A 20,250-nucleotide genomic window follows, 5' to 3' on the forward strand; every position below is an offset into this window, starting at 1 on the left:
CCAATGTGCGGCCGCCGCGGAAGATCGCGATGAGCGCCGCGGCGGACTCCATACGGTTGGCGAGCACGACGGCAACCCGTCCGCCCGGGCCGCACCCGGCGGCCGTCAACTCCGCATCGATCCGCTCGGTGAGCGACCGGACGGCACCCCACGACACCCAGCGCCCGTCGCTTTGCAGCATGCGGTCGTGGTCGTTGGCGTTCCAGAGCCGTCCCAGCGCCTCGTGGATGCTCGTCATCGTCGCTTTCCGAATCGAACTTCGCGGCGGATCACCGTTCTCTTGAAGCTAGTCGACATGGTTTACTAGGTCAACTTTGTGGAAGGGGTCATCATGGACTTCGGCTTGACCGACGAACAAGAGCAACTTGCCACGGCGGAGCGTAGGTGGCTGACCCGAAACGATCCCGTGTCCAGACTCCGAGCGACCCTGGACTCGGCGGCCATCACCGTCGACCCGGCGGCGGCAGCACATGCAGCGGAATCGGGTCTGCTGGCGCTGCTCACGCCCGAAATGGGCGGCAATCATGTGGATCTCGCTGTCGTGGCGGAGGAACACGGATACGCGGCGAGTTCGCTGCCCATCGCAGATCTGGCGTTGGCGACCTGGCTGCTCGACGGCATCGGTACGCCCGACGCCGACGGGAAGCGGGTGGGGCTGTCGTTCGGCCCGAACGCTGGGCTCGACGGCGGAACGCTGCGTCTAACCGGTGTCAGCAGCCCGGTGCCGATGGCCGCCGACATGGACTCCATCACGGTGGCCGGCTTGGTCGGCGAGCGGGAGTACCTGACCGTCCTGACGGAGGCCCCGCAGTCGCCTATGACGACGTTGGATCTCACCCGGTCATGGGCACGGCTGGACCTCGATGTGATCACCGGCGAGTGGACGGAGTTGGCCCCAGGAACTCTGGCTATGCTGCGCGACGCACTGGCCGTGCACCGTGCGTTCGACGCACTGGGCGCGGCCGCGCGACTGCTCGACATGACGGTGTCCTACGCCGGACAGCGTGAACAGTTCGGAGCACCGATCGGCTCCTTTCAAGCCGTGAAGCACCACTGCGCCGACATGGCCGTCGGCGTGGAAGCAAGCAGGGCGGGCCTGTGGGCCGCGGCCCTTGCGCTCGACACCGCTTCTGGCACAGCACGATCCCGTGCCGCATCGGCGGCAGCAGCGTACGCGAAATCGGCTGCCGCCCGCGTGGCGGGCACAGCGCTTCAGGTGCACGGCGGCATCGGCTTCACCTGGGAGCACGACCTTCATCTCTTCCTCCGCCGCATCAAGGTCGACGAGGCGGTTAACGGCACGGTCACGGACCACCGCGCGGTGTTGGTCGATGTCTGACCTCACCGCCGTTCCCGCGGCATTCCCAGTCCGCGTTCGGCGATCAGGTTGCGCATGATCTCCGAGCTCCCGCCTGCGATGGTGTAGGCCCGCGCGTACAGCCATTCGTCCTGCCAACGACCGTCGTCGAGGACATGGGCGTCGCCGTCCACCAGGACGCCCGCCTCGCCACCCAATTCGACAGCGAAGCGCACGATTTCGAGATTCAGCTCGCTGAACATCAGCTTGGCCATCGCGCCGTCGTGCATACGCTCGGTGCCGCGCAGCCACCGCGTGAGGTTGGCATACGTCAGCGCGGAGAGGGCCTCCACCTCGGCACTGAACTCGCCGATCCGGTCACGGACCCGATCGCTCGCGATGGCGGGTCGACCGTCGACGGTGACCCGCCGCGCGAGGTCGACAAGTCCATCGATGGCCAACCTCAGCTTGACGACCGCAGCGCCCACGTTGGTCCGTTCGTGCCCCAGGGTGGCATTGGCGATCACCCAACCCTGTCCGGGCGCACCGATCATCGCGTCCGCCGGAACCTTGACGGAATCGAAGAACACCTCGTTGAAATCCGAGGTGCCGGTCAGCTCGCGCAGTGGGCGCACAGTGATGCCCGGACTGGACATGTCGAGGATGAACGCGCTGATGCCCTTGTGCTTCGGAGCGTCGGAATCGGTGCGCGCCAACAGATATCCGTAGTCGGCCCAGTGGCCGTCGGTGGTCCATACCTTCTGACCGCTGACCGTGTAGGTATCCCCGTCGAGTACCGCCCTGGTGCGAAGCGACGCTAGATCGCTGCCCGCGCCCGGCTCGCTGAACAGCTGGCACCACAGTTCTCGACATGCGCGGATCTCGGGCAGGTGCCTGCGGCGCTGCTCGTCGGTGCCGTAGTGGATCAGCGCGTGCGATGCGAGCGTATTGCCGCTGGGCACACCGGGGACCGCTGCACGCGCCAACTCCTCGCTGACGACGATGGCATGCTCGGCCGACCGATCGTCGCGGCCTCCGAACTCGGCCGGCCAATCTGCGCCCACGTAACCGGCTTCGAACAGGCGAGCCGTCCAGTCCTTCAACGCCTTTAGTTCGGACTCGCTCTCGGCGCTGCGCACGCCCGCCCGCGGAGGTATGGGCGGCGCGTGCTCGGCGACGAATGCCCGCACCTCGGCGCGGAACGTCTCCAATTCGGGTCCCATCCCGTACTCCACGTCTACCGCCGTTCTCTTTCGATGTTCCGGCCTAATCAGTGTGACTTCGTTTTCAGCCCAGCTAAATTCGTCAGCGACTCAGTGCTCGCTCAAGGCTCTTCTCCCGGTACGGGTACAACAACGCCGCTGCGGCGTGGTCGCGCAGCGCGGCGGCGCGACCGACGAGTACGGCGTTAGCCTGAGCGCGCCGCAGCAACAGGTGGACCGGGTGCTCCCAGGTGAAGCCGATGCCACCGTGGATCTGTAGTGCCCCCTCGGCCGCCATGACCCCGGCGTCGAGCGCAGCCGCCGTGGCCAGGTCGGCCAGGTGATCCGATTCCTCGCTGTCGACGTCGGCAGCGGCGAGCACCTGGCTGCGGGCGCCCTCAATCGCGACCAGCATGTCCGCGCACCGGTGCGACACCGCCTGGAAGCTGCCGATCGGCCTGCCGAATTGATGGCGCTCGCCCGCCCATTCGACGGCCATCGCCAGCGCACGAGAGCCCACCCCGACCGAGTCCGCCGCCACCGCCAACACGGCCTGGCGGCGCGCGCTGTGCAGGGTGCGGTGCACGTCGGTTCCGTCGGCCAGCACTTCCCCCGCGGCCCCCGTGAACGTCACCGCACCGACGGTGGCCGTCACGTCGAGCGGTTGATGGGCCGCCACCGTGACGCCGTCGGCAGCCGCATCGACGGCCACCAAAACCTCACCATCGCCAGCGCCGGCACCATCTGCATTGCGCGCCAACACGATCAATAACTCGGCGCTGGGGGCACCGGCCACCATCGGCACCACGCCGTCCAGCACCGTGCCGTTCCACTCGGGCAGTTCCGCGCCGCTGGTATTCCAGCCGCAGTCGTGCAGCGGCACGACGAACGCTGACCGGATCCCCGCGGTGATCCGCTCGACCAAATCCTTTGCACCGCACTGCACGGCGACATCGAGCGCGGTGATCGTCGGAACAAGGGGCGCCGGCGCCAGCGCCTTCGCGGTCTCCTCGATCGCGGCATACAGCAGCCTCGGCCGTGCGCCTGCACCGCCCAGGGATTCGGCGACAGCCAGACCCGGCAGGCCGAAGTCGACGAGGGCCGCCCACACCGCAGGTTCCCCGGCGTCGATCGGACGCTTGCGGTCCAGCAGCGTCGTTATGTCCACCCTGGCGCGAAGGGCCTCCGCCAGAGCGCCGCGGAGCTCGCGTTCGTCCTCGTCAGGCACGGCGAGAGGCGTGCCGGGTGTGACGGCGGCCGCGCGGGCGCCTTCGCCGCGGTGTGACGGCAGGCCCAGCACGTTTTCGGCGATGGTGTTGCGTTGGATCTCGGCGGTGCCCGCGCCGATCGTGGTGGCCCGGCTCATCAAGTAGCCGTACGTCCAGCGCCCGCCGTCTACGGCATCGGGGGCCCGGCTGCCCAAGGCGGCATACGGGCCGACCGCGCGCAGCGCCAGGGCATGCATGTGCTGCTCGAACTCGGACTTCACCAGCCGGTTCACAGAGGCCACCGCGCCCGGATCCTCCCCGCGCAGCACCGCGGCGAGAGCGCGCGCGCTGTTGGCGGCGATGGTCTGCACGCCTGACTCCAGTCGGGCGACGTCCTGGCGGACAAGCGGGTCGTCGGCGAGCTGTCGCGACACAATCAGCTCGATCACCCGATCGGCGGTGCGTCGGTACTTGAATTCGTCGGCGAGGAAGGCGGTGGCCCGTTCGTGCCCCAGCGATGTCCGCATGATCGACCAGCCGGCGCCCTCGTCGCCGACCACGTTCTTGACGGGTACTTCGACGTCGTCGAGGAACACCTCGGCGAAGTGCGCCGCGCCGCTGATATCGCGCAGCGGCCGCACCGAGATGCCGGGACTCTTCATCGGGATCAGGAGGTAGGTGATACCGTCGGACGGTTTTTCGCCTGAGCCCGTCCGCACCAGCGCGAACATCCAGTCCGCGCGGTCAGCCATTGTGGTCCACACCTTCTGGCCCGTGACCCGATACACCTCACCGTCGCGAACCGCGCGAGTGGACAGTGACGATAGGTCGCTGCCCGCACCCGGCTCGGAGAATCCCTGGCACCAGAATTCGTCGGCGCGCAGAAGCGGTTCGAGGAAGCGGTCCTTCTGTTCCTGGGTGCCATGCGCGATGAGTGTGGGAGCCAGGATGAACGACAGCGGGCAGGGGTGCGGCGGCGCCCCCGCGTCGGTGGTCATCCGGTAGTAATCCAGTTGGTCCTGCAGCGACAAGTCGAGACCGCCGACCTCGCGCGGCCAACCGGGGGCCGCCAAGTGGTGGTCGACGAGTTCGGCGTGCCACGCCCGGGCCGCTTCTATGCGGTCAGGCTTCTCCCCCGACCGAGCGATGTCGCTTTGACGACGACGGAACTCGGCGAGTAACGACTCGAGCCGAGGACGCCATTCCGCTCTCTGCATCACGCCTCACGAAGTAAACCTAGTTAGTTATGTGGAGTGTGGCAGCCGGTACACGCGATTGGCAAGCCCGCCCGCTAGTCCTCTTCGAGAATCAGAGCGAGTTCGGGGCAGGCGGCAACCCCGTCACGAGTCGCCTGCTCGTCCTCTGGCCGCACATCGTGCGCTTCCAGAATCGAATATCCCGAGTCGTCGATCGGGAACAATTCAGGGTCAACGGCATAGCACTGTGCGTGACCGACGCACTTCGACTGTTCAAGACGAACCTTCACGAGACCTCCTCCACTCGACCGCTGGACGGCAACGGCGGGCCATTGTCTCCATAACACTAAATGATTAACTGTTTCAATCTATACGCGAGTCGCTGACCTGGTTGGAGCCCTATGGCAGAAGCCAGCACGTCGACCACGCCCGGCGCCGGCTCCGCGACCTCGTCCGGCCTGCGTGACCACGCCGAGTAGCCGATCGCAGTCGATCTAGCCCAATTTCTGACATCACCGTCGTCGCACTGTGACGTGGTCAGATCGTATATTTGTGACCTATGTACGAGTTGTTTCTGACAGTATTATCCGCTATCAAGTAACCATCCCGTCGGCTTGGCGCGCTCACCGAGCTGACGTAACGGCGACGCGACCCTTGGGAGATCTTCCGGTGATATCCAGGCTCAACGACGAGGAGACAATGCTGGTCGATACGGTGCGTGCCTTCATCGGCCGTGAGGTGAAGCCCTCGGTTCGCGAGGTCGAGCATGCGAACGAATACCCCGAGGCGTGGATCGAGCAGATGAAGCGGATCGGGATCTTCGGGCTCGCCGTTCCCGAGCAGTACGGCGGCTCACCGGTGTCAATGCCGTGCTATGTGCAGGTGACGCAGGAGTTGGCCCGTGGGTGGATGAGCCTGGCCGGCGCGATGGGTGGCCACACTGTGGTCGCGAAATTGATCTCGTTGTTCGGCACCGAGGATCAACGAGTTACGTATCTGCCGGCCATGGCAACTGGCGAAATGCGGGCGACGATGGCGCTGACGGAACCCGGCGGCGGATCGGATCTCCAGGCGATGGGAACCACCGCTCGCGCCGAAGGCGATCACCTGGTGATCAACGGGGCAAAGACATGGATCAGCAATGCGCGGCGCTCGGGCCTGATCGCCCTGCTTTGCAAGACGGACCCCGATGCCACGCCTAAGCACAAGGGCATCTCAGTGGTGCTCGTTGAGCACGGTCAGGGGCTCACCGTGTCCAGGGATCTACCGAAGCTCGGCTACAAAGGCGTGGAAAGCTGCGAGCTCTCCTTCGACGACTGCCGGGTGCCGGCCTCGGCGATTCTCGGCGGCGAACCCGGCAGGGGCTTCGCTCAGATGATGAAAGGCCTTGAGACGGGCCGCATTCAGGTGGCAGCTCGAGCACTGGGCGTGGGAACCGCGGCATTCGAGGATGCGCTCAGGTACGCCCAGGAGCGGGAAAGCTTCGGCCAGCCCATCTGGAAACACCAGTCGGTAGGCAACTATCTCGCCGACATGGCGACCAAACTCACCGCTGCCCGGCAGCTCACCCTCCATGCCGCCGAGAAGTTCGACAGCGGCGACCGGTGTGACCTCGAGGCCGGGATGGCCAAGCTGTTCGCTTCCGAGGTGGCCATGGAGATCGCGCTGAACGCTGTCCGCATCCATGGCGGTTACGGCTACTCCACGGAGTACGACGTGGAACGCTACTTTCGCGACGCACCGCTGATGATCGTCGGCGAGGGCACCAACGAAATCCAACGCAATGTCATTGCCGCGCAGTTGGTCTCGCGTGGCCGGCTGTAGAAGTAAACCCTCCCCGCGTCAGACGCCGGCCAACTGCCGATCGTCGGGGGAGACCCGCGGGAAGTTCAGCATCCGGCGGGCATTCTCCTCGACGATCAGCGAGCATTCGTCGTCGGGCACCTCGGCCAGCACCTCGGCAGCGCGCTTGCGCGAGTTCGGCCAATTGGAATCGCTATGCGGAAAGTCGATCTCGAGCATGATCCTGTCGATGCCGACCGCGTGACGATTGCTCAGGCCATGCTCGTCGTCGATGAAGCAACCCCAGAAGTGCTCCTTGAACAGATCGGAGGGCCGGGCGTCGAAGTCGATCGGCTGGTAGTAGCGGTGCCGTTCCCACACGAAGTCGGCACGCTCGAGAATGTAGGGCACCCAGCCGATGCCACCCTCGGCCAACGAGATCTGCAGGTTGGGGAATTGCTGAAGCTTGCCGGAGAACAACAGGTCGACCGTGCTCCACATCAGGTTCGTGGAGAAGAGCGTGATCGCGACGGCGAAAGGCGCGTCGGGCATGACCATCTCGCCGGGGATCGGCTTCATCGACGAGAAGGAGAAGCCCGGAACGTAGGAGCCGGAACCGAAGTGCAGCGACACCGGCATGTTGGCATCGGAGCAGACCTGCCATAGCGGATCCCAGTGATCAGAGTGGAACGACGGTAGTCCCAGGGGCACCGGGCTGTCGGGGAACGAGATGGTGCGCGCCCCCTTGGCGGCCACACGCTCGGCCTCGACCACGCACGCGTCGATGTCCCACGTCGGCAGGATCGCGAGCGGCACGTACCGCTCGGGCGCGGTGGCGCACCATTCGTCGATGTAGAAGTCGTTCCAGGCCTTGACGCAGAGCAGCGCGAGATCCTTGTCGTTCGCGCGGTGGAACGTGCCCCCTCCGAAGCCAGGGAACGACGGGAAGCACAGGGCCGTCTGCACGCCGTCGACGTCCATGTCGGCGACGCGAGCAACGGGGTCGTAGCAGCCCGGGATCATGTCCTCGTAGCGGACGGGGTCCATTCCCCACTCCTCGGGCGGCTTTCCTGCCACCGCGTTGAGCCCGATCGTCGGGAAGATCTGCCCGTCATAGCTCCATAGATGCTTGCCGTCCATCTCGAGAATCCGGGGGCCTGCCTCACGCCACTTGGCGGGTAGCCGGTCCTGCCACACCCGGGGATGTTCGACCAAGTGGTCATCGACGGACACGATCTGGTGGTGGTCCTGAAGAGGCATGGTGCATTCCCTTGTTTCTGACGTCTTGTCTTGAATTCTGACTTTCCGTCTTGATTTCTGACGGTTCGTCTCAGAGACTATATGATGGACACCACATTCGTCCATAGTTGAGAGGCACGACATGACACAGGCGGACGCGCCCGGCGACGGCGCCGCGCGGGAGAAGGTCGACGAAGACGACCACGACCTGCTGACCTTCGGGGAAGTGGGCGAACGGCTCCGCAATGAGATCGCCTTGGCAGCGGATGAGGTGAAACGCCTGGAGCAAACCGGGTCCGCCGCGCAGCTGGAGAAGGCGCGCACCCGCCTCGAGGCCCTGCGATCGGCTGCGGCACGCAACAGCGCCCAACCCATCAACGACGCCAACTTCGAGAAGTTCTTCGGCTATCCCGGCAAGGCCAAGCGGAACCTGCCCGGACCGCCACCGGCCTGATGACCTCGACGTCCGCGCGCCCGGATACTTATTCCATAGCACGCAATCCGGACAAGATTCGTCGTCCCGGATACGCGCCCGCCGCGAATGCCGGGGTCGGCCGCCGCGGCATGCACACCCGCGGCCGGATACTCGCGTGCGCAGCAGAAGTGTTCTTGGTCAACGGCTTCCACAGCACTTCGCTCGACACAATCGCGAAGGCGGCGAACGCCTCGCGCGCCACCGTGTATCAGTACTTCGCCGGTAAGGAGGAGATCTTCCGCGAACTCAGCGCGGTCTCCGAGCGCGATGTCCTCGAACACGGCGAACGACTCGGCGGACTCGGCCCGACAGTCGACGGGATCGATGCGCTGCACCGTTGGCTGGCGGACTGGGCGGACATCTACGACGCCCACGCCGCGGTGTTCGCCGAGTTCCCCGGAATCGGCACGGCCACTGGGTTGTCCGTCATCGACGCGGGCCCAGTGACCGAGCAATTCCGCCACACGATCACCGACCGGTTGCGGGGAGCCCCGCTGCACGGCCTCGACGTCGACGACGCCGCCGCAGCGCTCATGCGGATCCCCCACATGGTCCACCTCTACCGGTACCGGGCGATGTTCCCCCTACCCGACCGCGCGGCCGTGTCGCGGTCGCTGACGGTCGCGCTGCAATTGATGCTGTTCCCCGACACCCCCACCGACGTACTGCGCACGCTCCCAACGCAATCCGGCGAAGCCTCCGCGGGACCACACTTGGCAGCCATCACACGGCCCGAAGCCAAGCCCGAGGTCACCGATGCTCCGCTATCCCCAATTGCGCAGGACGTGCTCTTGGTCGGTTCGACGTTGTTCGCCGAGCGCGGCTACTACGCCGTCGGCATGGAGGAAATCGCGGCAGCCGCCGACCTCAGCCGCGCCACGTTGTACAGATACTTCAGCACCAAAGATCAGATCCTTGCCGAACTGACCCGGCGGGCGGTGACCGAAATCGAGGAGCACGCCGCCACCCTGCCGCGGATGGCGCACGGTTCGTTCGTCGAATGGATGCTCGGGTACGTCCGATTCCACCGCGGCTATCGCGGTGTCATCCGTGCGTGGTTTGACGGAACTGTGGCAGAGCGGCTGTCCGACGCGGCGGTCGACCACGGCATCGGTGCCATCCACCGTGCGGTCGGGGCACTGCTGGACACGGTCGAATTGCCTTCGGGCATTGACGCACAAGTGGCAGTCGCAGTGTTCCTGGCAGTGCTGGGCCGAATGACTGAGCCAACAACGGCGTCGGCACCGGACAGTGACGAGCGCACCGCGGAACTCATGGTGAACCTGTTAGGCCGGTCGTTGCTGCGTGCAGCGTGAGGCGGCAGTAGCTCAACCCGCGGCTGCCCTCAGCGCGGCGCGCAACCGCTTCTTGTCCACCTTGCCGCTGGCCAGCACGGGAAGTTCGTCGAGCAGCACGAGCCGACGCGGCACCTTGTAGCGGGCCAGCCGCTGACGCACGCCGTGCTGCAACGCTTCCAACGTCGGCGACGCGCCGGCAGACGGCACGACGACCGCGCAGACCGCCTCGCCCCAACGGTCGTCAGGCACTCCGATCACGGCGCACGCCGCAACCCCGTCCACGGTGCTGATCACGTCCTCGACCTCGGGTGAGTACACGTTTTCTCCCCCGCTGATGATCACGTCCTTCTTGCGGTCCACTAGGTACAGCAGCCCACGCTCGTCTATGCGGCCAACGTCGCCTGTGTGACACCAGCCGTTCCGCAGCGTCGCCTCGGTGGCCGCCTCGTCCTGCCAGTAACCGCGGAACATCAAGCCCGATCGCACGACGATGTCGCCCGCCCCGCCGATGGGCACCTCGCGATCGTCGTCGTCGACGACGCGGACTCGGGTGCCCGGAAAAGGAAAGCCGACCGAGCGCAGCCGTTCGGGGTGGTCGAGGGTGTGCAGTTCCCGGGGCAGCCCGGACACGATGACTTCGGTCTGCCCGTAGAGGTTGAGAAAGCCCGCGTCCGGCAGCATTGTCATCGCTCGCTGCAGGGTGGCCGCGGTCATCGGTGCGGCCGAGTAGACCACGGTCCGAACTGATTTCATCGCAGAGACGTCGGTTGCCTCGTCGAGTAGCGCTTTGAGCATCACCGGAGCGAGGTGCAGCACCGTGATGGTTTCCCCAGAGATCACCCGCACCGCCTCGGCGGCGTCGAACTGCTTCTGCAGCACCACGGTTCCGCCGCGGGCGTGCAGGCCGCCGACGATCGCGAGCGCACCGACGTGGAACATCGGCATGTTGATCAGCCCGCGATCCGCGCTGCCGCAGCGCATCTCGTCGTTCATCGTGAACGCGACGCCGCGCATCTCGCGCTGTCCGAGGATGCAGCACTTGGCGGCGCCGGTGGTGCCGCTGGTGAACAGCAGGTAGGCGATGTCGTCGGGCTGGGCGACGAGCTCAGGCTCGCCGGCCAGGCCGCTCTCGATGAACTGCTCGTAGCCGATCGTGCCCGTCGGCGCTTCGCCGCCGATCGTTACGAGCACGGGTGCATACGGCAGCTCGGCCGCGGTTTCGGCGATCACCTGTGTGAACTCGTCGGTGCAGAACACGATTGATGGGGTCACCCGGCGCAGTACGTCGTCGATCTCCGGGGTGGACAGCCGAAAGTTGATGGTGGCCATGATGATTCCACTGAGTTGGGTGGCGGCACACAACTCGCCGAACTCGATGCTGTTGCGGCTCAACACCGCGATGCGGTCCTGCCGCCGCACCCCGGCCGCGGCCATCGCCGATACCAGGCGCACCGCGCGAGCGCGCAGCTGCGCGTGGGTGATCGTGCGATCGCCGTGTCGGTACGCGAGCACGTCGGGAAACCGCACCGCGTTGTCGGTGACGACGTCGCCGAGGGTCATGTCGTCGGCCGCGGTGGTCTCCATCGACGTGGGTTACCGGCTACTCAGCAGCATCGATCCGGCCACTGGGCCACCTCCCACACCGACGGCCACCACCTCGGGTGTCTTCGGGGCCTGGCGGGCGCCGCCGTCGCCCCACAGCTGCACGCACGCCTCATGCAGGAAGCCCATCCCGTGCAGCCGGCCGCCCGAGAGTTGTCCGCCGCTGGTGTTGATCGGCAGCGGGCCGTCCAGCGCGATACCGGCACCCTCCCCCAGGAAATCGCCCACCTTGCCGTGGTCGCAGAAGCCCATCGCCTCCAGCCACATCACCGTCAGAAAGGAGAAGCCGTCGTAGAGCTGCGCCATATCCACGTCGGCCGGGTTCAGGGCGGTGTTCTGCCACAGCGTGGCGGCCGAATCGTGGGCGGCCATCGTGGTGATGTCCGCACGCTGGTCCCACGTGGCGCGTTCGAACATGCCCGGCCCGACGGACTCCACCGTGAGCGGGTGCCGTGGCAGGCCGGCCGCCGCGTCCCGGCGCGACACAATCACCGCGGTGGCGCCATCGCACGGGATGTCGCAATCGAACAAGCAGAGCGGCTCGGAGATCATCCGCGCACCGAGGTAGTCCTCCATGGTCAGCGGCTCACGGAAGATGGCGTCGGGGTTGAGACCGGCGTTACTGCGTGCGTTGATCGCGATGCGGCCCAGATGCTCGCGGGTCAAGCCGAAGTCATGCATATAGCGCTGCGCGGGCATCGCCAGCCAGTTCGCGGCCGACAACGCGCCGAAAGGCGCCACCCACTCCAGGTGCGGGGGCAACTTGCCTCCGGAAAACAGCACCGATGCGCGGCCGCCTCCTGCCTGCTGCGCAGCAGTGGACTCCCAGACCGATCGGAACACCACCACGTGGTTGGCCAGTCCCGAGTGGACGGCCATGCACGCCTCGATCACCGGTCCGATCTGGCCTGCGGTCTCCAAACCGGCCATGTACCAACGACTTCGCAGACCTAACGCGTTGCGCACTTCGTGGACGCTGGCCCCGGAGAATCCGGGATCTGGCACGCCCGGTCCCGGGTAGCTGGCGATCCCGTCGACATCGTCCACGCTCAGTCCGGCGTCCTCGATCGCCCGCAGCACCGCCTCGAGCGTGAGGTCAAGCCCTGTCCGGCCCAGTCGGCGGCCGACCTGGGACTTGCCTGCACCGGTCAGGACGGCCTTTCCGTCGAACGGACCGCTCGTCATGCGACCGCCTCCTCGGGTTGGACATCAGCCCTCGCAGCCGATGCATGGATACATTTAACGCTTTCTGATCCAGGGGTCGACATCACCAGACGAACCGGGCGATCAGTTCGGCGGCGGCGGCGGGTTTGTCGACACCGTCGATCTCCACGGTGTGCCGCACGGTCAGGTTCACGGTGTCGTCGCCAACCTTGGCGGCGTCCGCGAGTTCGGAACGAACCCGGATCCGGCTGCCCGCCCTGACCGCGGACGGGAACCGCACTTTGTTGAGACCGTCGTTGATCCCCAGCTTGGCGTTCTCTACGCGATAGTTGTCCTTGCTCACGCCCGGGATGAGCGACAGCGTGAGAAAGCCGTGGGCAATCGTTGTGCCGTAGGGGCTTTCGGCCTTGGCTTTCTCCACGTCGACATGGATCCACCGGTGATCCATTGTGACGTCGGCGAACGCGTCGATGCGGCTTCGGTCGATGTCCACCCAGCGGCTCACACCGAGTTCTTGGCCGATCGCCGCCAACGCATCGTCTGCGGACTTGAACACCTTCATCGACTGCTCCCGTCGTTGGCCACCCGATATACCGCTATCTATTTAACGGTATAGACTGGCCACGCTCGTCGGGCAACCAGCCCGCTTGGACGTTCAGGGAGACAGATGGCCACCACCACTTCCCGCGCAGCGATCGTGGCCGCTGCCCGCACACCGATCGGCACGGCACGCAAGGGCACCCTGGCTAACGTTGCCGCGATCGAACTCGCCAAACCCGTGGTGAAGGCCGTCGTCGGGCGTTCCGGGATGGATGCGGGCGACTTCGACGACCTCGTCTTGGCCGAGAGCATGCAGGGCGGCGGCGACAGCGCCCGCTACATCGCGGTGGATCTCGGCCTGACCAACATTCCCGGCCTTGCGGTCAATCGGCAGTGCGCGTCGAGCCTCTCTGCCATCGCGGTGGGCGCGGGCCAGATCGCCGCCGGCATGAGCCGCGCCATCCTGGCCGGCGGAATGGAGTCGCTGTCAACGGGACCGATCATGCAGAAGCGCAAGCCCTTCACCACCGGCAAATCCCCCGAGGACTATCAGCAGTGGTTCCCTGAGTCGCATCCGCCGACCGCGGAAGCGCCTGCCATGGACATGTCCATCACCGTGGCGCACAACTGCAATATCCAGTACGGCATCACGCGGCAGGACCAGGATGAGTGGGCGCTGCGTAGCCATCAGCGTGCGATCAAGGCGATCGACGCCGGGTCCTTCACTGACGAAATCATCCCGATCCAAGTACCACAGGCCGACGGGACCACGATCACGTTCTCCGAGGACGAACATCCGCGGCGCGGGAGTTCGATGGAGTCCCTGGCCGGACTGAAGGTCTTGCATCCCGAGATCGAGGGGTTCTCGGTGACCGCAGGAAACTCGTCGGGGATCAATGACGCCGCCGCGGTCGTGGCCCTCGCCGCCCCGGACACCACAAATAACGTTCTGGCGCAGGTGCTTTCGTGGAGTGCCGTCGGAGTCGCACCGAACCGCACCGGTAGCGGACCCATCACCGCCATTCCTAAGGCGCTGGAGCTCGCGGGCCGCAAGCTCGAGGATGTAGCGCTCTTCGAGATTAACGAGGCGTTCGCCGCGCAGGCTGTGGCGTGTGCCCGCGAACTCGGCCTCGACGAGGAGATTGTCAACGTCTACGGCTCGGGCATCAGCCTGGGCCATCCGATCGCCGCGACGGGCGCCCGCATGGTCACCTCGGCGATCTACGAATTGCGCAGGAGCGGTGGCGGAATCGGAGTGCTGTCCATGTGTGCGGGCGGCGGCATGGGTGCTGCGATGGTCATCGAGGTGGCGTGAGATGAGCGCACTGATCGCTGAAGGGTTGTTCCGGGTCGAGGGCGAGCGGGCCGTGCTGCTGGCCTCACGAAGGCGTTCGTCCGGCGTGGTGAAGTTCCCCGCTGAACGGCCCGAACTCTTCGACGGCGACGCTGAGATCCAAGAGGATATCGAAGCGATCGAATTGTCTACCGAGGGAACGCTTTACACCTACACGACGCAGGAGTTCGCGCCACCGCTACCGTACAAGGGTCGCCGAGATCCAGAGGTGTTCCAGCCGTATGTGGTGGGTTTCGTCGAGTTGGCCGAGGGCGTTCTGGTCGAATCGTTGATCGTCGGCGCCACCGCCGACGAGCTGCAGATCGGCCAACGATTAGTGTCGACCACAACGACGATGGAGACCGAGGACGGCAGGTCGCTGGTGACTTTCGCGTTCCGCCCGGCCTAGCTGCTGTCAGCTCACGATCACGCGGGCCGAGTCAAGGTTGGAGATCCGCCGCGACGTGGCAGCGACGTCGCCGTCTCGGTGGGATTCCACAAGTGCCGTTGGAAAGTACGTTCCTGGCCTGTCATACGTCCATTGCAGGCCCAGAGTCACCTCGGTCGCCTGCCCGTCGACGTCCTGCGTAACCGGATAGGTTCCGCTGCCGTCGAGGTCCCACTTGACGCCGATGACGGTTCCGGCCCCCGGCGGTACCTCGGCATGCACCGCAAGGTCAACCGCTGTGCCGCTGGAGACTTCGGCGCGTTTGGAGCCGTCGGCGGTCACCTGAACCACTGGTTGGATGCCGCCCCGCTCCCTCGCGGTGGACGGCAGCACGATTTGTCCGTCGCACAAGTCAAATGCCGTCCCGGCCGGCTCCGCGCCGTGCTCCACCCAGGCGGTGAGATCGGCTAGGGACTGTTCGACGTGAGCCGTGTAGTCGATCAACCATGTGTTGTTAGCTCGGGACGACGGTGCCGCAGCCATGAAAGGCGGTACGTGTTCGGCATTTTCGAGAAAGCGGAGCCGGAAACACTGCCACGATCGCGACGAACCGACCTCGCGCTCGATGTTGTTCCGCATACCGAGGCCCCGGGTGGGCCACAGTGACGAATCATGAGTGTGCTGGATCCACAGCATCTTGCCGTCGAACCTGCCAGTGTGCGGTACGCCCATGAACGGCGACAGGTACGGCCGCTCGTACTGCTCGTACACCGGCGTTCCGTTCAGCCGAAACTGGTCGTATTCGGCGGAATCCAGAATGTGGTGCCGGCTTGAGTAACAGTGTGCGAGAAAAGCCCGGTTGTCGAAATGGACGGTGTCCCCGGGCTTCACGCCCCTCAGGCGCAGGTTACTCGCCTCCCCCTCGCCATCGAGCAGTAGTGTGTTGCCAACCCCGTTCATGCAGTAGAGCTGTCGCCCGACGGCATCGCCATCGAGGAATCGCACGCCAGAGCCCGGCAGGTAGCCGTTGGTGTGGTGGTCGAGCTGCAGGACCATCGGAGCATCCATGATCCCCTGCATGGATCCGAAAAGCGTTGTGAGTAAACGCAAGGCCGCAAACTCCTGCCCCGCGAACGCCGGATCCCCGACGACCTCGTTGCCACTGAGCACACGCCTCACAGTCGTTTGGATGTCGACCAGATCGGCGCCCACGAGCTCGGGCTGGTCGTAGCCGACGTGTCCGGGTGCGGTCCAGAATCGTTCGTAGTACGGATCTTCGCGAGAGATCCGCTCCGCCATCGAACACCACAACCACAGCTGTCCCATGGGTTGAGCGATCATGAACTCGTCGCCACGGGGATAGCCGAGTTTGTACAGCGTTGCGAGCTGCTCGCGTTGGTGGGTGTCCAACGTCTCGAAGGGGTTTCCGCTGCCGCCGGGCCACATCGCATCGACAACGACGGAGATCTTGTCCTTCAACACACGTTGGACGTTGAACATGGCTGCAAAAGTCGCCGTTACATCGCGGATACGAGACCAATCACCGTAGTCACCGTCGACGTCGTCTCCCATGAAGGGCATCGCCGCATCCCAGACATCGGGCGCGTAGGCCAAGCACAGCGGCGACCGTCGCGCGCCCCCGCTTCCGCCGAACACATAGGAGTAATCGGGTTCCGCACCCATGACCTTGGCAGCGACGTACTTCGAGAACCTGGCTGACTCTGCGGCCGCGCGCCATCCGTAGATGGTCGGATCATCCGGCGCCCTGGGGTCTTTCACGTCGCCAATGTGACCCATGTTCGACTCGACCAGGTAGCCGCCCAACCGGAATACCATCTCCGTCCCGCCTGTCACTGAACCCATTGGCTGTGAGGCAACGTCCTCATGTCCGGCGTTGGCCCCTTCGAGCGGTTCGTACATCCGACCTTCGTACAGCTCTTTCGGCGGGTAGCAGAAAGCGAACCGCGTCTCCGTGCCGCCAAACCCGCCGTGCACGTATCGGTGCGGCACGGGCGCATCCCGCCACTCGTCGACGTCGATGTAAGGGGCACCAAAGAATTCGTCGACGACGTGATAGCCGGAGCAGTCGATGCCGTTCATGCCGATCCCCGTTCTTGAGCAAGCAATGGTTGATTCGCGGTAACGGATCGCCTCTCAGCCCGCAGCGCCTCATTGTGTTAACAGAATGAGGTTAGTCCGGACGGTTCGGCGGAACAAGACGATCACAACCCCTTTGGGCCGCGGACCGCCTAGGGGCTGACGATCAAGTTCATCTGCTGCTGGATACTTCGCGCCTTGCCGGCATCCCCCTTGGCGATCGCGCGGGCGAGGCGCTTGTGTCCAGAGCGAATCTTGAGTGCATACCCGTTCAGCGCCTGCGGCGAAGTGGTCCGTGCGACTTCGGACAGAAGGTCGACGACAAGGTCGCTCAGCACGGCTGAGAAGAGGGCAAGCGACGGGCTGCCCGAAAGCTCACCCATAGGTCGGGCGATCGATACGGCTGCAGTGACTGCGTTCTCGATCGTCGTATCCGTCCCGTGAGCCCAGATTTCGTCGACGTAGTCGGCCAGCCTCTGCCGCGCCGCCTTGTCCGGATTGCTCGCCGCACGGCTCGCCACTTCGGGGCCGAGCAGCTGCGACATGTGGATCAGGTCGGCTAACTCGGCACCCTGCCGCCGCAGGAGCGCTGAGGCCGAACGAGATACGACCTCGATCGACGGAGTACTGGCGAAGAACCCTCCGCTGTTGCCGCGTCGCACCTTCACCAGGCCCTCGGCCTCAAGTATGCGCATCGCCTGTCGCAACGTGGGTCCGCTGACGTGGAAACGATCTGTCAACTCTTCGGCAGAGCCAATGTGATCGCCGTCGGTGAACTCATCCACGATCTGGCGCCGCAAGATTTGGGCGATGGTTTCCGCCGCACTCGGTGTTGTCCGTTCGCTCAGCATCGCAACGCCTCCCGCGAGTCACCGTAGCGGGGCGAACCGCGTCAGCGTGCGATCCGCTCAGCGCGGCCCAGGAGTGGCGTCGCCGAGCTCGTCGGCGCGGTCGGTGCCGTCCTCATCCGTCGCGGACTGCACGCTCTTGTCTGTCTTCCCACTCATATGGACGTTCTTCAACGCCGTCTCGTCGGTGATCGGTTGACTCGTATCGAATCCTGACATGCCGTGCTCCTTCCCGAAGACGAACTGGCGGTGATCAACCCACCTCTCGCGACGCAGGAGGGGTGGCCATCGAAACGATCATCTCGGTGACCACCGCGACCATCTCATCGCGATCGACAGCGACCGTCTGGCGGTGCACCGTGTGCCACGCCCGGTCCAACAACCCCATCACCGCAACACCAAGGACGTCCGGCGAGTGCCCGCCGTCACCCGCGATCGCCTGCCCGAGCTTCCACGCAGCTCGGGTCACCATACGGTTGCGAGAACTGCGGAACGCATCGTCGTCGGGCGCCGAATGCGCCGAGGCCAAGACGAAGGCACCGTGATGGTCCATGTAATCGAAGTAGTGGGCAACCCACGTCTGGATGTCGGCCTTGCCGAAGGGTCTGTCGGCGTCTGACCACTCCGCAATCACGGCGAGAGCCTCGTGGTACGCGGTGTTTCCGAGGACGTTGAAGATCTCCCGCTTGTCTTTGAAATAGGTGTAAAACCCGGCCCGCGAGATACCGCACGCTGCGGTGATCGCGTTGATAGGGGTACCGGCGTATCCGCGTTCCAGGAACAGACGGCGGCTGGCAGCGAGGATCGCCAAGCGGGTGCGCTCACCGCGGCTGGTATCCAGTCGCACGTCGGCAGCACCAGCGGCGACAGTCATAAAAGTGACTGTATATGACGGTTATGTCAAGCGCAATTGATGCACTTCATTACGCCCTGGTTAGTTCATACGCCCCGATAACTTGACACAATCGTCAAGTTGCGCCAAGCTGACATCCAAGCCGGATGAAGAGCAGCGAGAGGCAGAACGATGACGCAATTCACCGACGCACCGATCTTCGATGCTGATCAGCACATGTACGAGACGCCCGATGCGCTGCTGAAGTACCTTCCTGAGCAATACAAGAAGTCGGTGCAGTTCGTGCAGATCGGCAGGCACACCAGGATCGCGATCCTGAACAAAATCACCGACTACATGCCCAACCCGACGTTCGAACGGGTCGCCGCGCCGGGCGCGCACGAGAAGTTCTACTCCGGGCAGAACCCCGAGGGTCTGTCGATGCGCGAGATGTCGGGCCGCGGCATCGACACGCCACCGGGAGCGCGCAACCCGGAGGACCGGATCGCCGAGCTGAACCGCCAGGGGGTCGACGCAACCCTGAACTACCCCACACTGGCCAACCTGGTCGAGCACTCGTCGGCCGAGGATCCCGAGCTGACCGCGGCGATCATCCACGCGCTGAATCAGTGGATGCTCGAGCACTGGGAATTCAGCTACGCCAACCGGGTCTTCAGCACGCCGGTGATCAACCTGGGCATCGTGGACGAAGGCCGTCGCGAATTGGAGTACATCCTGGACAAGGGCGCCAAGGTCGCGCTGATCAAGCCGGCCCCGGTGTACGGCTACAAGGGTTGGCGCTCCCCCGCGCTGCCCGAGTTCGACCCCTTCTGGAAAGACGTCGAAAACGCCGGACTGCCAATCGTCTTGCACGCCAGCCAACCCCCGCTGCAGGAATACATCGACAAATGGGAGCCGCCGTCGACCGCCAGCGCGTTCGAGATGTCAGCGTTCAAGTGGACCGCGTTGGGCCACCGCGAAATTGCCGACATGCTGACCAGCCTGATCTGCCATGGCACGCTGACCCGGTTCCCCAAGCTGCGGATCGCCAGCGTGGAGAACGGAAGTGCTTGGATCAAGCCGTTGTTCGACGATCTGCAGTCGACGTACAACAAGATGCCGCAGAACTTCCCCGAGCATCCACACGACGTGTTCCGCCGCAATATCTGGGTCAGCCCGTTTTGGGAGGGCTCGGTCGCCGATGTCGTGCAGACTGTCGGATGGGACAAGGTGATGTTCGGTTCGGACTGGCCGCACCCCGAAGGCCTCGCCGAGCCGAAGGGCTATTGGAAATACGCCGAGGGCATGGATGTGCGGCGCACCTACGACTTCATGGGCGACAACGCACGTCGGTTCATGGGTCTGCCCCTGGCCAACCCCGATCCGGCTGCGGTGAAGCCGCCCGAGTTCGCCAACGCCTGACTCAGTCGCTGGCGGGAAGCGGCTTGGCCTCTTTGAGCGCCAGCGCGGTCGCGCCGATGGACAGTGTTCCGGCGCCCGCCTTGGTGACCAACACCTCGGCCCCGCCGTCGTCGACATAACGCTTGCCCATCAGTGCACCGTCGGCAAGCGCCGGGTCGGGCGCTGCGTCGCCCGGCCGGCTTTCACCTATGGGCACCATCGGTGAACCCCCGCACCGCAGATCGTCGAGGCTATCGGCGGCCTTCACGACGATGACCTGTGTATCGCAGACCTGGCTCTGTAACCGAGTGCCATTCTTGATCATTGTGTGCTCCTTGGTCTTTCGCA

The 20,250-nt window shown here is 65.1% G+C and carries 19 protein-coding genes and 1 pseudogene; 7 read left to right on the forward strand and 13 right to left on the reverse strand.

Annotated features, from left to right (window positions below):
- Window positions 1-238 (reverse strand): annotated as a pseudogene (locus tag QOH60_RS07920) (long-chain fatty acid--CoA ligase); the annotation flags it as partial.
- Between the two features lie 93 nt (window positions 239-331).
- Between QOH60_RS07920 and QOH60_RS07925 the strand changes: the two are divergent.
- On the forward strand, window positions 332-1,339 hold the full coding sequence (locus tag QOH60_RS07925) for an acyl-CoA dehydrogenase family protein (RefSeq protein WP_526418855.1): 1,008 nt from the start codon (window positions 332-334) through the stop codon (window positions 1,337-1,339).
- A 2-nt stretch (window positions 1,340-1,341) separates the two neighbouring features.
- Here QOH60_RS07925 and QOH60_RS07930 read toward each other — a convergent pair whose 3' ends face one another.
- The 3 genes from QOH60_RS07930 to fdxE form a co-directional block, all read right to left on the reverse strand.
- Window positions 1,342-2,532 carry an acyl-CoA dehydrogenase family protein gene (locus tag QOH60_RS07930; protein ID WP_526418857.1) on the reverse strand — a complete coding sequence of 397 codons (1,191 nt, stop codon included), beginning with the start codon at window positions 2,530-2,532 and terminating at the stop codon, window positions 1,342-1,344.
- Between the two features lie 70 nt (window positions 2,533-2,602).
- The gene (locus QOH60_RS07935; RefSeq protein WP_526418907.1) at window positions 2,603-4,924 is read right to left on the reverse strand and encodes an acyl-CoA dehydrogenase family protein; all 2,322 of its coding nucleotides are present in this window, start codon (window positions 4,922-4,924) and stop codon (window positions 2,603-2,605) included.
- Window positions 4,925-4,998: 74 nt separating this feature from the next.
- Window positions 4,999-5,193, reverse strand: coding sequence for a ferredoxin FdxE (gene fdxE, locus QOH60_RS07940; protein ID WP_526418859.1), 195 nt, complete (start codon window positions 5,191-5,193; stop codon window positions 4,999-5,001).
- 382 nt (window positions 5,194-5,575) lie between these two features.
- On the opposite strand from fdxE, the gene QOH60_RS07945 reads away from it, so the two are divergent.
- A complete protein-coding gene (locus tag QOH60_RS07945) occupies window positions 5,576-6,727 on the forward strand; it encodes an acyl-CoA dehydrogenase family protein (protein ID WP_526418910.1) in 1,152 nt (383 codons plus the stop codon).
- An 18-nt stretch (window positions 6,728-6,745) separates the two neighbouring features.
- On the opposite strand, the gene QOH60_RS07950 is transcribed toward QOH60_RS07945, so the two are convergent.
- Window positions 6,746-7,945 carry an amidohydrolase family protein gene (locus tag QOH60_RS07950; protein ID WP_526418861.1) on the reverse strand — a complete coding sequence of 400 codons (1,200 nt, stop codon included), beginning with the start codon at window positions 7,943-7,945 and terminating at the stop codon, window positions 6,746-6,748.
- Window positions 7,946-8,066: 121 nt separating this feature from the next.
- Here QOH60_RS07950 and QOH60_RS07955 point away from each other — a divergent pair, with 121 nt between their 5' ends.
- Complete coding sequence (locus QOH60_RS07955) at window positions 8,067-8,378, forward strand: acyl-CoA synthetase (protein WP_526418863.1); 312 nt, start codon at window positions 8,067-8,069, stop codon at window positions 8,376-8,378.
- Window positions 8,379-8,413: 35 nt separating this feature from the next.
- Window positions 8,414-9,715: a TetR/AcrR family transcriptional regulator gene (locus QOH60_RS07960; RefSeq protein WP_526418912.1), complete on the forward strand. Its 1,302-nt coding sequence runs from the start codon at window positions 8,414-8,416 to the stop codon at window positions 9,713-9,715.
- Between the two features lie 12 nt (window positions 9,716-9,727).
- Here QOH60_RS07960 and QOH60_RS07965 read toward each other — a convergent pair whose 3' ends face one another.
- The 3 genes from QOH60_RS07965 to QOH60_RS07975 all read right to left on the reverse strand — a co-directional run bounded on the left by QOH60_RS07965 (window position 9,728) and on the right by QOH60_RS07975 (window position 13,025).
- On the reverse strand, window positions 9,728-11,281 hold the full coding sequence (locus QOH60_RS07965) for a class I adenylate-forming enzyme family protein (protein ID WP_526418865.1): 1,554 nt from the start codon (window positions 11,279-11,281) through the stop codon (window positions 9,728-9,730).
- A 9-nt stretch (window positions 11,282-11,290) separates the two neighbouring features.
- Window positions 11,291-12,484: a thiolase family protein gene (locus tag QOH60_RS07970; protein WP_526418867.1), complete on the reverse strand. Its 1,194-nt coding sequence runs from the start codon at window positions 12,482-12,484 to the stop codon at window positions 11,291-11,293.
- A gap of 82 nt (window positions 12,485-12,566) precedes the next feature.
- Window positions 12,567-13,025, reverse strand: coding sequence for a MaoC family dehydratase (locus QOH60_RS07975; RefSeq protein ID WP_526418869.1), 459 nt, complete (start codon window positions 13,023-13,025; stop codon window positions 12,567-12,569).
- 105 nt (window positions 13,026-13,130) lie between these two features.
- On the opposite strand from QOH60_RS07975, the gene QOH60_RS07980 reads away from it, so the two are divergent.
- Window positions 13,131-14,318 (forward strand): thiolase family protein, encoded by a 1,188-nt coding sequence (locus tag QOH60_RS07980; RefSeq protein WP_526418871.1) that lies wholly within the window; start codon window positions 13,131-13,133, stop codon window positions 14,316-14,318.
- 1 nt (window position 14,319) lies between these two features.
- A complete protein-coding gene (locus QOH60_RS07985; protein WP_526418873.1) occupies window positions 14,320-14,745 on the forward strand; it encodes a Zn-ribbon domain-containing OB-fold protein in 426 nt (141 codons plus the stop codon).
- A 6-nt stretch (window positions 14,746-14,751) separates the two neighbouring features.
- On the opposite strand, the gene QOH60_RS07990 is transcribed toward QOH60_RS07985, so the two are convergent.
- The 4 genes from QOH60_RS07990 to QOH60_RS08005 all read right to left on the reverse strand — a co-directional run bounded on the left by QOH60_RS07990 (window position 14,752) and on the right by QOH60_RS08005 (window position 18,543).
- A complete protein-coding gene (locus QOH60_RS07990; RefSeq protein ID WP_526418875.1) occupies window positions 14,752-16,824 on the reverse strand; it encodes a hypothetical protein in 2,073 nt (690 codons plus the stop codon).
- Window positions 16,825-16,973: 149 nt separating this feature from the next.
- Window positions 16,974-17,672: a FadR/GntR family transcriptional regulator gene (locus QOH60_RS07995; RefSeq protein ID WP_526418877.1), complete on the reverse strand. Its 699-nt coding sequence runs from the start codon at window positions 17,670-17,672 to the stop codon at window positions 16,974-16,976.
- A 57-nt stretch (window positions 17,673-17,729) separates the two neighbouring features.
- Window positions 17,730-17,888, reverse strand: coding sequence for a hypothetical protein (locus QOH60_RS08000; protein WP_526418879.1), 159 nt, complete (start codon window positions 17,886-17,888; stop codon window positions 17,730-17,732).
- Window positions 17,889-17,922: 34 nt separating this feature from the next.
- Window positions 17,923-18,543 (reverse strand): TetR/AcrR family transcriptional regulator, encoded by a 621-nt coding sequence (locus QOH60_RS08005; RefSeq protein WP_526418881.1) that lies wholly within the window; start codon window positions 18,541-18,543, stop codon window positions 17,923-17,925.
- A 150-nt stretch (window positions 18,544-18,693) separates the two neighbouring features.
- On the opposite strand from QOH60_RS08005, the gene QOH60_RS08010 reads away from it, so the two are divergent.
- A complete protein-coding gene (locus QOH60_RS08010) occupies window positions 18,694-19,923 on the forward strand; it encodes an amidohydrolase family protein (protein ID WP_526418883.1) in 1,230 nt (409 codons plus the stop codon).
- A gap of 1 nt (window position 19,924) precedes the next feature.
- Here QOH60_RS08010 and QOH60_RS08015 read toward each other — a convergent pair whose 3' ends face one another.
- A complete protein-coding gene (locus QOH60_RS08015) occupies window positions 19,925-20,227 on the reverse strand; it encodes a hypothetical protein (protein ID WP_526418885.1) in 303 nt (100 codons plus the stop codon).
- Between the last annotated feature and the right edge of the window lie 23 nt (window positions 20,228-20,250).

The organism is Mycobacterium sp., assembly GCF_032159765.1.
Lineage (GTDB): Bacteria > Actinomycetota > Actinomycetes > Mycobacteriales > Mycobacteriaceae > Mycobacterium.